The sequence below is a fragment of the Veillonella tobetsuensis genome, assembly GCF_001078375.1.
Lineage (GTDB): Bacteria > Bacillota > Negativicutes > Veillonellales > Veillonellaceae > Veillonella > Veillonella tobetsuensis.
Window position 1 is genome coordinate 16524 of the sequence record NZ_BBXI01000003.1, and the last position, 13845, is coordinate 30368.

Here is a 13845-nt window from a genome sequence, read left to right on the forward strand (position 1 = left end):
TGAGAAATTATTGCAATTTTTCTAGTAAAGCTTTGAAGTATACATATACACGTTCAACGGAAGGAAGGTGTACGCGCTCAATATTTGTGTGTGGACTAACGATTGTTGGACCAAAGCTAATCATTTCTGTATTAGGTAATACCTTTTTCAATAAACCACATTCGAGGCCTGCGTGAACTGCACATACCTTAGCTGGTGTATCGGACATGCTATTGTAAAGAGAAATGGCTTGTTCCTCTAATCTAGAGCCTTTGTCGTATTCCCATGCTGGATAGCCGCCTGTACGAACTGCAGAAACGCCTAATGTATCAGCGAGAAGTAATAATTTTTTCGTTAAGTATTCTAAGCTATTTTCATTGGAACTACGAACAGATACGAGAATATCGATAGTGTGATTTGTTTCAGATACGATAGCTAGATTGTTTGATGTTTCCACGAGGTTTTCGATAGTTTGGCTCATGGAATGAACGCCGTCTTCTGCGATATAGAGGTAGGAAATCAATGCTTCAGATGTATCATCTGCATAGACTACTTCCGGTGTAGCAATATCTTCAACAACCAATGTAAGACCTGGATCTTTTACACCGAATTCATGTTGATATTGTTTTTCGTAGTATTTAAGTAATGTTTTGATTGCTGCTACATCTTCGCTGCGTACAGAGAGTGTAACAACTGCTTTAGATGGGATGGCATTGTGTTTTACACCGCCTGCAAAAGAGGCAATATTAATAGAATATTGTTTTTCTAAATCATATAAAACGCGTGCTAATACTTGGTTAGCATTAGCTCGTTGTTCAATGATTTCAATACCAGAATGGCCGCCTTTTAATCCTTGAACAGTAATGGAGAGACCTGCATCATAACCAGGTAAATTGTTTTCACGTAACAATGGAATAGATACGTGAACATGGCAACCACCAGCACAGCTTACGCAGAATTCATGTTCGACCTCTGTATCAAGGTTGATGAGGTAATCGCCTGTCACTTGGCCTTCTTGGATTGCTGCCGCACCGTCCATACCAGTTTCTTCGTTTGTGGTGAATAGTACTTGTAGAGGACCATGTTGTTGGTTTTTATCTTCTAGTACCGCTAAAATCATGGCACCACCCATACCATTATCTGCACCAAGGGTAGTGTCATCAGCATGCATCCATTCACCTTCGATGATATTGGCAATAGGGTCTTTTTCAAAATCATGATTTGAATCGTGACCTTTCACGCATACCATGTCAATGTGACCTTGTAATATAACAGTAGGACGATTTTCGTATCCTGGTGTAGCTGGTTTTTTGATGACTACATTAAACTCACTGTCTTGTGTAGCTTCAAGACCGAGGTTGTGAGCAAAATTAACGATATAATCGCTAATACCTTTTTCATTGCCAGATCCGCGTGGAATTTGGCTCATTTCTTTGAAAATTTCTAATACGCGTTTTGCTTGAACGATTGTGTCCATTTTGTGCCTCTCATTCTGAAACGATTCCCATATGATTTTATTGTCCAATATGGGATGGCTCATGTTTATTCATTAATTAATAAGTAAATATTATCTATAATATAGTTATATCATATGTAGTGTGAATAGAAAAGAAGCTGTATATGGTTTATAATAGTATCATGCGTAATGAATAACGAACGCGCTGTATTATATCCCTTTTATTTATGTAGGATGGTGAAAGTATGCAACATGAACGTCGCAACATCAGTATGCTCATGGATCTCTATGAGATGACCATGGCTCATGGGTACTTTACGAAACAAGACAATACAGATCGCGTTGCCTTCGACGTATTTTACCGTCGTAATCCAGATCAAGGTGGTTTTGCTATCTTTGGTGGATTAGAACAAGTAGTAGAGTATATTTTGAATCTTCATTTTGATGATGAGGACATCGGGTATTTTAAATCGCTCAATCTATTTAGCGATGAGTTTTTAGAGTATTTACGTAATTTCAAATTTACTGGCGATGTATATGCTTTCAAAGAAGGCACTATTATATATCCTAACGAGCCGATTATGACCATTGTAGCTCCGCTTATTGATGCACAAATCGTTGAAACGGCGGTGCTGACGATGATTAATCATCAGTCGCTTATTGCTACAAAGGCAAATCGTATTGTACGTGCTGCAGATGGACGTATTGTATCTGACTTTGGTGCCCGTCGTGCTCATAATGTAGACGCTGCTGTGTATGGTGCCCGTGCCGCTTATATTGGCGGTGTTCATGGTACCGCCACTGTATTAGCAGGTCAACAATTCGGAATTCCTGTTAACGGCACCATGGCCCACAGTTGGGTTATGTACCATGATACAGAGTATGAAGCCTTCAAAGCCTATGCTGAGGTATATCCGGATAATCCCGTGTTTTTAGTGGATACCTACGATGTGTTAAACTCAGGTATTCCCAATGCCATTAAGGTGGCCAAAGAGGTGTTGGAACCTCAAGGATATCGGTTGAAGGGTATTCGTTTAGATTCTGGTGACTTAGCATACCTTGCAAAGCATGCTCGTCATATGCTCGATGAAGCAGGCATGGAAGATTGTAAAATTATGGCTTCTAATAGTCTCGATGAATATACGATTACATCCCTCCTATATCAAGGTGGCCCAATCGATATTTTCGGTGTAGGAGAACGCCTGATTACATCGAAAACAGATCCTGTTTTTGGGGCTGTTTATAAGATTGCTGGCATACAAAAGCAAGGTGAGTGGGAGCCGCGTATTAAGATTTCTGAGTCCGTTACAAAAATCACGAACCCAGGCCTAAAAAAGGTGTATCGCGTATATAGTGAAGAAGGAAAGGCCATTGCAGAATTGTTGACCTTACCTCATGAGGTTCCGTCTACGAACTCACCATATCGCTATATAGATCCTGAAAAGCCTTGGAAGGAATTATACTTTGAAAATTGTACATTTAAAGATATGCAGGAATTAGTTATTAAAGATGGTGAACAAGTTGTGGCGTCGCCATCCTTAGAAGCCATTCGTAGCTATGTACAATATCAATTAGAGAATGAAATTTGGGAAGAAGAACAACGATTTGAAAACCCACATAGACACTATCTAGATATGAGCCCTGAGTATTATCACATGAAGATGGACTTGTTAAATCGTATTGGCCGTAAAAAATAGGAGGCTTTATGCTTACAAATCCAGAGAAAACAAGAGCGGAATTAGTAACTTGGATTCGAGATTATTTTGCTGAAAATGGACCGATCTGTTCGGCTGTTATAGGTATCTCTGGCGGCAAAGACTCCACTATTGTGGCTGCTCTTTGTAAAGAGGCTCTCGGCGCTGAACGTGTCGTTGGGGTTCTTATGCCCAATGATGTACAATCGGATATAGATGATGCAAAGGCTGTTGTAAAGCATCTTGGTATTCCTTATATGATTGTTAATATTGGCAATGCCTATTGCGCATTGACAGAAGCTATTGTACAAGGGGAGGGTTTCTTCCGTGTGACTGGTCGAAACGATTTGGCTCGTGATGCAGAAATTAATACGCCACCACGCCTTCGGATGGCAACCTTGTATGCAGTGGGGCAAAACTTGCCAAATGGTGCGCGTGTTGCGAATACTTGTAATGGATCCGAAGATTATGTAGGTTATTCTACAAAGTTTGGCGATGCAGCAGGCGATTTCAGTCCATTAGCACAACTCGTGGTGGAAGAGGTCCGTCAAATTGGACGTTTACTAGATATTCCACGTCATTTAGTGGAAAAGATTCCCAGTGATGGTCTCAGTGGTCAATCGGATGAGGACAAATTAGGATTTACTTATGCCGTTCTCGATCGGTACATTCGGACGGGCGAAATTGATGATGTAAAAACGAAGGAACGCATTGATTACTTGCAACGTATTAATCGCCATAAATTAGAATTGATGCCTTCTTTTACACCATCTAAATTATAATTATTATGTGGAGGATATGATGACAAAAAAAATTGCAATTATCGGTACTGGTGGCACTATTGCGGGACAAGGTGCTTCAGATACAGATTTGACAGGCTACACAGCAGGCGTATTACCCTTGGAAGACATCATCTCCTCTGTGCCTGGTGTTAGAGAATATGGCCCGTTTGTATGTAATCAGTTCGCTAATATTGAAAGCTCTGATATTTCCCTATTTCAATGGGTGAGATTATCTAAATTAGTACAAAAATGTGTAGATAATGATGATATTGAAGGCGTTGTAATTACACATGGTACAGATAGCATGGAGGAAACTGCATATTTCTTACATCTTACGGTACATACAGATAAGCCAATTGTTATTACTGGCTCCATGCGTCCCGCCGGTGCGGTGAGCGCAGATGGTCCTATTAATTTGTTGCAAGCAATCCAAGTAGCCCGTACACCAGCCTCTTATAATAAGGGGGTACTAGTCGTTCTCAATGGCTATATCGATGGTGCTCGGGACGTGACAAAGATGAATACTACTAATGTGGCGACCTTCGGTAGTCCCAATTCTGGCCCCCTTGGTATCGTACAAGATGGTGTGGCCCATTATTACACAAGCCCATTGCGCAAGCATACTATGGCATCAGAGTTTGGATTACCAGCGGATGACGATTTGCCGCGTGTAGAAATCTTGACCTGTTATGCGGGCATAGAAGAAATTGTGGGGCTTGCTATTGTAGCCACAAACCCGGCAGGCTTAGTTTTAACTGGTCTAGGTCATGGTACAATTCCACAAACTATTCGTAAGGTAACATCTAATTTGCCAATACCGGTTGTGAGAGCATCACGTACGGGAAGCGGTATTGTTTCTAAAGTTCCACAAGATAAGGACGCAGGTTATTTTGTGAGTGATAGTTTATCACCACAAAAAGCACGTATCTTATTGATGCTAGCATTACAAAAAGAACGTACATGTAAAGACTTGGAGAGAATTTTCCAAGAGTATTAAGCCTAATAGAACATTTCTGAGCATATTAAGATAATAGAGCATTTCTACATAATAATGTAACTATGTAGGCTGAATAAAAAAGAACCTTTGTTGTAAGTTTTTACGCAAAGGTTCTTTCGTTATTTTGGGCAATTAATCAACATAGGTAATTAATCATCAAATTCTATAGCTAGTGTTAATGCACGTTGTACGCCGATGTATACGGCCTTGGCTAATGTGTCGCCAAATAGGGAATAGGATCCAGCGTCTGTTAATAGGTCGCCATTTGTATCAATGGTTAATACAATACCATCTGTAGCTGTACCGGTAGCAGAAGTATGCACTTCTTTAGCTAAACTATGGTCTACGTTTATATTGTATTTTTGAACTTCATCTGTACTTTCCACTTGCCAATTTTGTAGCGCTGCCGTTTTAGCTTCAGTAATCGTCATGATGGCCTTTACCATAGCACTATCTGTTAAGGCCTTGTTAGTAAACACGAGGATGTTAATCGTACCAGGTGTATGGAATTCTCCATTTCTTTCCTCGTAGCAATAACCAGTACCTGCACGATGAGCCGTTTTATTATATCCACCAGTAATGATGGTTTCAACAATCGTATCGCTTTCTTGTACTATGGTGTAGGCGTGAAGGGAAATGGTAGCAGATGTTAACAGAGCTGTGCTGAAATGAACGGGCACATCGATATGTTCAAATTCTTGAGCTAAATAATTTGCCACAGAACCACCAGGCAAATCTTTTTCCGTTTCGATATGATAGGTTAATTGTTGGTTGCGAACCCCTAAGGTATGGTGAAAGCCTCCATTGAGCTGACCACTGCTCAAGGAATAGTGGATATCGTCAAAGAGTACTGTCACAGAAGATGTTTCTTTTATAATATGACCGCCAGTTACCAGTTCATCTGGCGCTGTATATGGATTGTTAGGCATATAGGACTCCCTAGTTTTTCATTGTTAGATATAGCATATAAAGTTATAATAAAAGGTAACAATTTATTATCTTCATATGTGATGTTTATAATATGTAATATTTATATGTGAAATTATATCATATGTTTACCATAGAATTGAGTAAATTACTTTAAGAAAGATGGAGGCTTATATGTATGAGTTTTTAGCATCTGCTTCAGAGCTATTATTTAAAGATGCGAATGTACTATTAAAATTACGGGAATGGTTTTTTAGCCAAGCCGGCAATATTTTGCTTGCTCTTATTATATTTTTGGTAGGCCGCTATATTATTCGGTGGATTAAAAACGTTGCTGTTCGTGTTATGACACGGGCCAACTATGATACTGCTGCAATGGGCTTTGTATCTCAAATTATTAATTATGTATTGCTTGTAGGTTTATTATTAATCTGTCTTAATCAAGTTGGTGTTCCTACAACATCCTTTGTAGCAGCTTTCGGTGCTTTTGGTTTAGGTATTGGCTTAGCATTACAAAATAATCTAGCGAACTTAGCATCAGGATTATTGATCTTAATATTCAAACCATTTCGTGCTGGACACTATATTGAGGTTGGGGACATTATGGGTAGCGTTACATCCATACAGTTTATGAATACCATTATCACTACAAAGGATCAGAAACGGGTGTACATACCAAATTCGATTCTTACATCTCAATCAGTAACGAATTATTCCTATATGACTGAACGAATGATTCCGTTTGTTTTTGATATTGGCTATAACAATGATCATCATGAAGCGATTAGAATTTTAAAGGACGTTTTTGCCAAGGATAAACGTATTCTAAATGCTAAATATATGGAGATTGGTATTTCTGAATTTGGTGATAACTCTGTGCGTATTTCTGCGTTTGCAGAAGTTAAAACTAGTCAGTTTCTTGATGTTCGATATAGTATTATGTCCGATGTGAAAGATGCCTTTGATAAGCATGGTATAGATATTCCATATCCACAACGTGTTGTATATATACAAAACGCAGATACTTCTACAGGTGAAATTAAAGGTACTAAGAAAAAAGTAACTACCACGAATCAAGAAAGCTGATAAATCATGAAATTACAAGTTAATAATATGTAGAAAGAGATTGATATGAGAGATTTAATAATGCATAGGCACTTAGTGTGGCAACGATTTATATTGGCGTTAGCTTTCATAGGTGCTATGATTCTAGGTACTGTTGCTCATGGTGCTGCACCTACGCCTCCATCTACCATTGGTGAAGCAGTGGTACTCATTGATGCAGATACAAAGGAAATTTTATTTGCTAAGAATCCCGATAAATGGATGCATCCTGCCAGTACAACTAAGATGGTAACGTTGCTAACCGCTCTAGAATTGAAGGGAACGCAATTAGATGAATTGGCTACGATTAGCCCATATGCGACGAGCATGGAGGAATCTAATTTAGGTATACAAGTGGGGGACCAAATTACCTTAGAAGGTGTTCTAGAAGGTATGATGGTGGCCAGTGGCAATGATGCGGCTGTGGTAATTGCTGAAAATGTAAGTGGTTCTGTAGCTAATTTTTCTAAAGATATGAATCGCGTAGCCGCAAAGGCGGGTGCTAAAAATAGTGTGTTTTTAAATCCTCATGGATTAACACAAATGGGGCATCATTCAACGGCACGTGATTTGGCATTGATTGCTGCCTATGGTATGAAGTACCAAATGTTCCGCGATAAGGTAGCCAATGATTACTATAAGGTGCCTTATCAAAATCGAAAGCCTGAAACAATTCGCACAACAAATCACTTTATTCGAAACAAATACCCTGGTGCTAATGGTTTGAAAACAGGTTTTACCAATGCGGCAGGGGAGTGTTTAATTGCATCGGCAACGCGTAAAGGGCATACCATGATTATCGTTATGCTCAATGATGATAATCGTTGGGAAGAGGCGGTGCAATTCTTAGATTATGGATTTAAGCTACGCGGTGTTATTTAATATAACTATAATTTGACTATACAAATAATATAAAGGGTCCTACCTGGTGGTGGGACCTTCAGTGTAAGGGGGATATGTATGAGTTCATTTTTTGCTTTTTTAAAACGGATGCGATTTATCAATCGTTGGAGTTTGATGCGCAATACAGAAACAGAAAATATTCAGGAGCACAGCCTTGAAGTAGCCATGGTAGCTCATAATTTGGCGGCTCTAAAAAATGAATATTTTGGTGGGAATCTTGATGTTAATAAGGTGGCTGTTATCGCTATGTATCATGAAGTCAGTGAAATTTTTACGGGAGATATGCCAACGCCTATTAAATATTTTGATCCAAAGCTGCGTTCTTTATATGGTGAGGTAGAAACCTTAGCACAAGAAAAAATGTTAAGTACCTTACCAAAACGATTGCAAGCCATATACAAGCCGTATATTGTGGATGCTGAAACGTTGCCTGAATGGCCCATTGTGAAAGCAGCTGATACATTATCTGCGTATATGAAATGTGTCAATGAATTACATGCGGGCAATGATGAATTCAAGGAGGCCCACGATACGATTTTAGCTAAATTAGAATCCCTCAATATGCCGGAGGTAGATATGTTCATCGAAGAATATGTGCCAGCACTCAGTCAATCATTAGATCAATTGAACTATTACAAAATATAATATAAGTGGAGCGATTATTTTTGCTGTAAAGTTTTTGAGTTAATATATTTATTGTTTCGTATTAATATCTTTTTTCCTCTCCACGAAAAGGCACGATGACCATATTTGGCTTTGAATTCTTTATTACTTATTGATTCCAATTCCTCGATGTCTACATAAGGCTCAATGGATTGGAACTCAACAATTGGTGTTGTAGGTAGATCTTTATTATGAGGACATACCTCTTGGCACAAATCACAACCAAATGCTAAAGGTGATTTCCCGACGATCGATTGCTCATCATCGGTGAGGTCACCTTTTTTTTGTGTTAAATAGCTTTTACAGGTGTCATATTTAAACTCGTTGTGGTCTAAACATTTTCCAAGACATGCTGAGATGCAGCGGTTACAGCCTAGACAGGTTTCTGTCATAGGCGTGTTTGGCTCAAATTCAAGGGTGGTAAGTACGGTGCCGATGACAATGTAGGAGCCCCAGATTGGGTTGATAAAACACTTATTTTTCCCATAAAACCCCAGCCCAGCTAGATATGCCATGTATCGGTCGGCTAATGGGCTTGTATCGCAATGAATGGAAAATAATTCACTAGGATTTGTAGAGGACAGTTCGTCCACGAGGCGTTGTAAATAGTCTGTCACCACGAGATGATAATCGGTAGCCCACGTATAGCGTGCAAGATTTGTTGCACCGCTGTAAGGTACATGGTATGGAAATAAACATACGATAGCACTGCGCGGAATAAAATCAGGCGTTCCCATTAGTCGCTCATCTAAGTCCGCAGCCGTAAATGGGCATGGATTGGATTCACACAGAATTTGCCGTGCCTCGTTCGGGAGTGGCCAAGAGGTGGTACCCACTACGGGTATATGTAATTGTTTGCAAACTTCTTGTAATTTTATATTGTTTGTCATAGATTTACGATGTAATAGTTGTTACAATTAAAGTATATAAGTATATGAATTAATAGGTCTTGAAATAGGACCATATATAGTTGATGTATTAAGATAATTATTGTTTTTAGTATACCATTGTGAGGATAGAATATGTTAGCTTTTTTGAAAGTATTACAACCGAAGACGGTGGAAGAGGCCTATGAATTAGCCATAAAAAATAAAACAGCGCCTATGCTTGCGGGGGGGTGCTGGTTGCGCTTAGGTCGTCGCACTTGGCCCGCTGTAATCGACATGTCAGGATTAAATTTAAGATATGTTCGTGAAGAAGATAATGAATTTGTCATCGGTGCTATGGCTACTCAGGGCGATGTGGAACGCTTTGAACCATTACAAACATTTTGCGGTGGTGCGGTTGTGCGAGGTATCAAGGAAATTCTAGGCGTACAGTTTAGAAATATGGCGACTATGGGGGGATCTGTAGCTAGTAAGTTTGGTTTTTCAGATATAATCCCTGCTTTGCTTGCGGTTCATGCAGACATCGTAACTTATAAGGGTGGTCGTATGTCTATGCAAGAGTATATGAATTATCGAGAAAAGGATATTTTAGTAGAAATCCGTATACCAAATCATGAGGTACCGGTTGCTATTGAAGCATTGCGTATTTCTCGCGGAGATTTCCCGTATTTAACTGGTTCTATTCGTCATGATGACACGGGGTATAAAATCTATATTGGGACTCGTCCTGGGGCACCACAACTGGCGGTGAAAGCAAGTGCTTTGCTTTCAGAAAAAGGATTAGCAGCATTGGATGAAGCGGCCCAAATCGCATCAGAGGAATTGGTGTTCCAAAAAAATTCTCATGCATCGAAGGAATATCGTATGGAGATGGCTAAAGCCATGGTTCGTCGCTTGGTTAAGGAGGTGGCACAATAATGGAATTAGTATTGAAGATTAATAATAAGAACGTAACCGTTAATGTGCCAGCAGACGAAATGTTATTAACTACGTTGCGCAACTTAGGTTATTATAGCGTACGCTGTGGCTGTGATACGACAAACTGTGGTTTATGTACTGTGTGGGTGGACGATGAAATCACTTTATCCTGTGCATATCCAACATTCCGTGCGCCGGGGCATACAATTACAACCCTAGAAGGTCTTGAGGAAGATGCAACTTTATTAGCCGATTGCCTTGCCTCTGAAGGGGCTGATCAATGTGGTTTTTGCACTACAGGCATGATGATGAGTGCTATTGCATTGAAACGAAGAAATCCAAATGCTAGTGATGATGAAATCAGAGAATATTTAATTGGTAATCTCTGCCGTTGTACAGGCTATGAGTCACAACTTCGAGGCGTTCGCAAATATCTACAAGGAGGTTTATGATGAAACACGTTGGTAAGTCTTATGACAAAGTCGATGCCAAGGGGATTCTAAGCGGTAAACCTTCTTATACGGGCGATTTTGTACCTAAAGATGCCCTTATTATCAAGGTGTTGCGTAGCCCTCATGCACAGGCGCGTATCAAATCCATCGATACGTCAAAAGCTAAATTAATCCCTGGCGTAGAAGCCATTTTTACATATGAAGATGTACCGAATACGCGCTTTACCTTGGCAGGGCAAACCTATCCAGAGCCATCTGCCTATGATGCGTTGATTCTCGATTCTGTAGTTCGCTATGTAGGTGATGAAGTGGCCCTCGTTGTGGCTAAAGATGAAGCTACTGCATTGAAGGCGATGCCTCTCATTAAGGTTGAATACGAGGTGCAAAAACCGGTACTTGATTTACGCACGGCTATGGACCATGAAACAGTAGTTCATCCAGAAGATGATATTCTCAATCATATTCCAGTAGGACAAGACTATAAACGCAATATTTGTGTATCGTACCATAAGCGTGTTGGTGATATTGAAGCGGAACTTGCTAAATGCGATTATGTCGTAGAAGGCACATATTTCGACCAAGCTACGCGCCAATCTGCGATGGAACCATTTCAAAGCTTTGGGTATATCGATCATTTGGGCCGCATTGTTATCGTTAGCTCTACGCAAATCGTATTCCATGTACGCCGACATATTGCACGTGCACTGGGGATTCCGGCCTCAAAAATTCGCGTTATTAAACCTCGTATTGGCGGTGGCTTTGGGTCTAAGCAAACGGCTTGCACAGAATTGATGACCGCCTTTGTAACCTGGAAATTACAAAAGCCTTGCTATCTTCTTTATGATAGAACTGAAGCGCAAACCTGTTCCACTACGCGCCATGCTCGTGAATGGTATATTCGTCTAGGTGCTACTAAGGATGGCATTATCCAAGTTATCGATATGGACTCTATCACAGCTGCTGGGGCACATGCTACGCATTGCTTTACAACAACTACGGCAGGGGAACATAAATCGGTGCCTTTGTACAACAAGGGTAAAGCTGTTCATTATGGTACGGAAGGCGTCTATACAAATCATACTCCAGGCGGTGCTTTCCGTGGATATGGTGCTACAGAGGCATTGTGGCCATTAGAATGTGCAGTCAATCGCTTGGCTGATGAAATGGGTGTAGATCCGGCAGAACTTCGTCAAAAGAATTTGATTGCTGCTGGTGAACGCAGCTTAGTATATGATCCTGATGAAATTATGGATTCTGGACTATTCCAAGAAACCGTAAATAAGGTTAAGGAAATGGCTCGTTGGGATGAGCGTCCTCATAGTTGGGACATTGATGAGCGCTATCGCGGCGGTTTGGGGATGGCTCTTGCCTTACAAGGGTCCGGTGTTGCTAATATCGATGTAGCATCTGTAGAAATTCGTCTGGGCGATGATGGTAACTACACTTTGTATACGGGTTCTTCCGATATGGGGATGGGGGCTAATACAATTCTTACACAAATGGCTTGTGAAGTCCTTGGCTGTCCTATGGAGTCTATGACGGTTGTTGAATCCGATACGGATATCGTACCATTTGATCCTGGATCCTATGCATCGAGCACGACCTATGTAACGGGTACTGCGGCGAAAATGGCGGCTGAAGAACTGAGAGAAAAGATAATCCATAAATTAGCGCAATTTATGGATGTTAAACCAGAAGATATTGATTTTGACGGCTTAGTAGGTGTGACTAAGGACGGTACAAAGAAAATGTCCGTTCAAGAACTAGCACCGAAGCTATTAGTAGGAACTACATCTGAACAACTAACGGGTTTTGCAACGTGGGGGAGTCACACCTCTCCACCACCATTTATGGCGTCTATTGCTGAAGTTAAGGTAGATAAACAAACGGGACAAATTATACCGTTACATATGTATAATTGTGTAGACTGTGGTACCGTTGTAAATCCTAAACTAGCACGTGTACAGGTTGAAGGCGGCGCAGTACAAGCTATTGGTATGGCTTTGTATGAAGACGTTAGATACTCTAGTAATGGTCGTTTAGAAACTAATAATTTTATGACCTATAAAATTCCTACACGTCAAGATATTGGTGAATTACATACAGCCTTTGTTGAATCATATGAGGAAAGTGGCGCATATGGTGTTAAATCCATTGGTGAAATTGTTATTAATACAGCTTGTCCCGCAATACAACATGCTGTAAAAAATGCAGTTGGTGCGGATATTCGTACATTACCTATGACACCAGAGAAGGTATTTATGGGGATGGACGAGAAATATAAAGTATAACCATTTTACATTCCTAAAGGGGGCCTCACGCTATGACATCACAAACGCAGTATTGGAATCGCCTTATTCAACCCGGAATTGTTGCATTGGTTGGTGCAGGCGGCAAAACAACAGTTTTATCTAAGCTAGTAGAGTATGGCAGGTTGCAAGGGCGACCTATCGTGGTGACCACTACGACACAATTGTACGAATCACAAGTGGCTCAGTACGAACCTATTTATACAAAGGATATTAATGAGGTAGATGAATATTGCACTAAACGTATTCAACAAGGCTATTGTGGCGCCTGGTTTAGTGGAATTACAAGAACTAAGGTGGATTCTGTAGATTGTGAAAGCATCGATAATCTTAGCACCTTGCATCCCAATTGGCAAATTGTTGTAGAGGCAGATGGTGCTAAAGAAAAATGGCTTAAGGCTCCAAAACATACAGAACCTGTTATCCCTAGCCAAACAAAGACTACAATAGGTGTTGTAAATCTTCAAATGTTGGGGGCCTCTTTAGACGAGGATCATGTACACAACTTGGAACTCGTTCAGTCTATCGTTAATCGTGAAGAAGGCGCTATTGTAACACCGAGCATGCTCGCTCAAATCGTGCTTCATAAGCAAGGCCTGTTCCAATATAGCAAGGGCAAAAAGGTGTTGTTCTGTACAGGCTATGATACGGTACAACATAGAATTATTGATGATTTTATTAGCCATGTATTAGATAGTGATATTACAGCTATCGTATTGGCTGATGGATATAAGGCTAGCTGTGAAATTCGCCGCATTATTCAATGCCGATAGG

Annotated in this window: 13 protein-coding genes; 10 read left to right on the forward strand and 3 right to left on the reverse strand. The window is 40.3% G+C overall.

The genetic code is table 11. The features are described from left to right. Positions 1 to 7 precede the first annotated feature (7 nt). Positions 8 to 1456 (reverse strand): aminoacyl-histidine dipeptidase, encoded by a 1449-nt coding sequence (locus tag VEI_RS01230; protein WP_059361465.1) that lies wholly within the window; start codon positions 1454 to 1456, stop codon positions 8 to 10. A gap of 224 nt (positions 1457 to 1680) precedes the next feature. Here VEI_RS01230 and VEI_RS01235 point away from each other — a divergent pair, with 224 nt between their 5' ends. The 3 genes from VEI_RS01235 to VEI_RS01245 are packed head-to-tail and all read left to right on the forward strand — an operon-like array spanning position 1681 to position 4908. After that, positions 1681 to 3132 carry a nicotinate phosphoribosyltransferase gene (locus VEI_RS01235; protein WP_059361468.1) on the forward strand — a complete coding sequence of 484 codons (1452 nt, stop codon included), beginning with the start codon at positions 1681 to 1683 and terminating at the stop codon, positions 3130 to 3132. A gap of 8 nt (positions 3133 to 3140) precedes the next feature. After that, positions 3141 to 3911, forward strand: a complete 771-nt coding sequence (gene nadE / locus VEI_RS01240; RefSeq protein WP_059361470.1) for an NAD(+) synthase — start codon at positions 3141 to 3143, stop codon at positions 3909 to 3911. Between the two features lie 19 nt (positions 3912 to 3930). Beyond that, positions 3931 to 4908, forward strand: a complete 978-nt coding sequence (locus VEI_RS01245) for an asparaginase (RefSeq protein ID WP_059361472.1) — start codon at positions 3931 to 3933, stop codon at positions 4906 to 4908. A 149-nt stretch (positions 4909 to 5057) separates the two neighbouring features. Here the strand turns inward: VEI_RS01245 and VEI_RS01250 are convergent, their stop codons facing one another. After that, positions 5058 to 5837 carry an adenosylcobinamide amidohydrolase gene (locus VEI_RS01250; protein ID WP_059361474.1) on the reverse strand — a complete coding sequence of 260 codons (780 nt, stop codon included), beginning with the start codon at positions 5835 to 5837 and terminating at the stop codon, positions 5058 to 5060. A 172-nt stretch (positions 5838 to 6009) separates the two neighbouring features. On the opposite strand from VEI_RS01250, the gene VEI_RS01255 reads away from it, so the two are divergent. The 3 genes from VEI_RS01255 to yfbR all read left to right on the forward strand — a co-directional run bounded on the left by VEI_RS01255 (position 6010) and on the right by yfbR (position 8487). Beyond that, complete coding sequence (locus VEI_RS01255) at positions 6010 to 6921, forward strand: mechanosensitive ion channel family protein (RefSeq protein WP_059361476.1); 912 nt, start codon at positions 6010 to 6012, stop codon at positions 6919 to 6921. A 45-nt stretch (positions 6922 to 6966) separates the two neighbouring features. Next, positions 6967 to 7821: a D-alanyl-D-alanine carboxypeptidase family protein gene (locus VEI_RS01260; RefSeq protein WP_082161442.1), complete on the forward strand. Its 855-nt coding sequence runs from the start codon at positions 6967 to 6969 to the stop codon at positions 7819 to 7821. A gap of 78 nt (positions 7822 to 7899) precedes the next feature. Next, on the forward strand, positions 7900 to 8487 hold the full coding sequence (gene yfbR / locus VEI_RS01265; protein ID WP_059361481.1) for a 5'-deoxynucleotidase: 588 nt from the start codon (positions 7900 to 7902) through the stop codon (positions 8485 to 8487). A gap of 14 nt (positions 8488 to 8501) precedes the next feature. Here the strand turns inward: yfbR and VEI_RS01270 are convergent, their stop codons facing one another. Beyond that, positions 8502 to 9395 (reverse strand): epoxyqueuosine reductase, encoded by an 894-nt coding sequence (locus VEI_RS01270; protein WP_059361483.1) that lies wholly within the window; start codon positions 9393 to 9395, stop codon positions 8502 to 8504. Positions 9396 to 9527: 132 nt separating this feature from the next. Between VEI_RS01270 and VEI_RS01275 the strand changes: the two genes are divergently transcribed. The 4 genes from VEI_RS01275 to yqeC are packed head-to-tail and all read left to right on the forward strand — an operon-like array spanning position 9528 to position 13844. Beyond that, on the forward strand, positions 9528 to 10310 hold the full coding sequence (locus VEI_RS01275; protein WP_059361485.1) for an FAD binding domain-containing protein: 783 nt from the start codon (positions 9528 to 9530) through the stop codon (positions 10308 to 10310). Continuing rightward, positions 10310 to 10762 (forward strand): (2Fe-2S)-binding protein, encoded by a 453-nt coding sequence (locus tag VEI_RS01280; protein WP_059361487.1) that lies wholly within the window; start codon positions 10310 to 10312, stop codon positions 10760 to 10762. Before VEI_RS01275 ends, VEI_RS01280 begins: the two co-directional genes overlap by 1 nt. After that, complete coding sequence (locus VEI_RS01285; RefSeq protein ID WP_059361493.1) at positions 10762 to 13053, forward strand: xanthine dehydrogenase family protein molybdopterin-binding subunit; 2292 nt, start codon at positions 10762 to 10764, stop codon at positions 13051 to 13053. The genes VEI_RS01280 and VEI_RS01285 overlap by 1 nt, the downstream gene beginning before the upstream one ends. A 32-nt stretch (positions 13054 to 13085) precedes the next feature. Continuing rightward, the gene (gene yqeC, locus VEI_RS01290; RefSeq protein WP_059361495.1) at positions 13086 to 13844 is read left to right on the forward strand and encodes a selenium cofactor biosynthesis protein YqeC; all 759 of its coding nucleotides are present in this window, start codon (positions 13086 to 13088) and stop codon (positions 13842 to 13844) included. The last annotated feature ends 1 nt before the right edge of the window (position 13845 follow it).

Bases quoted from the DNA above. Each gene is read 5' to 3' on its own strand.
- VEI_RS01230 (WP_059361465.1), bottom strand. From the start codon at position 1,456: ATGGACACAATCGTTCAAGCAAAACGCGTATTAGAAATTTTCAAAGAA.
- VEI_RS01235 (WP_059361468.1), top strand. From the start codon at position 1,681: ATGCAACATGAACGTCGCAACATCAGTATGCTCATGGATCTCTATGAG.
- nadE (WP_059361470.1), top strand. From the start codon at position 3,141: ATGCTTACAAATCCAGAGAAAACAAGAGCGGAATTAGTAACTTGGATT.
- VEI_RS01245 (WP_059361472.1), top strand. From the start codon at position 3,931: ATGACAAAAAAAATTGCAATTATCGGTACTGGTGGCACTATTGCGGGA.
- VEI_RS01250 (WP_059361474.1), bottom strand. From the start codon at position 5,837: ATGCCTAACAATCCATATACAGCGCCAGATGAACTGGTAACTGGCGGT.
- VEI_RS01255 (WP_059361476.1), top strand. From the start codon at position 6,010: ATGTATGAGTTTTTAGCATCTGCTTCAGAGCTATTATTTAAAGATGCG.
- VEI_RS01260 (WP_082161442.1), top strand. From the start codon at position 6,967: ATGAGAGATTTAATAATGCATAGGCACTTAGTGTGGCAACGATTTATA.
- yfbR (WP_059361481.1), top strand. From the start codon at position 7,900: ATGAGTTCATTTTTTGCTTTTTTAAAACGGATGCGATTTATCAATCGT.
- VEI_RS01270 (WP_059361483.1), bottom strand. From the start codon at position 9,395: ATGACAAACAATATAAAATTACAAGAAGTTTGCAAACAATTACATATA.
- VEI_RS01275 (WP_059361485.1), top strand. From the start codon at position 9,528: ATGTTAGCTTTTTTGAAAGTATTACAACCGAAGACGGTGGAAGAGGCC.
- VEI_RS01280 (WP_059361487.1), top strand. From the start codon at position 10,310: ATGGAATTAGTATTGAAGATTAATAATAAGAACGTAACCGTTAATGTG.
- VEI_RS01285 (WP_059361493.1), top strand. From the start codon at position 10,762: ATGAAACACGTTGGTAAGTCTTATGACAAAGTCGATGCCAAGGGGATT.
- yqeC (WP_059361495.1), top strand. From the start codon at position 13,086: ATGACATCACAAACGCAGTATTGGAATCGCCTTATTCAACCCGGAATT.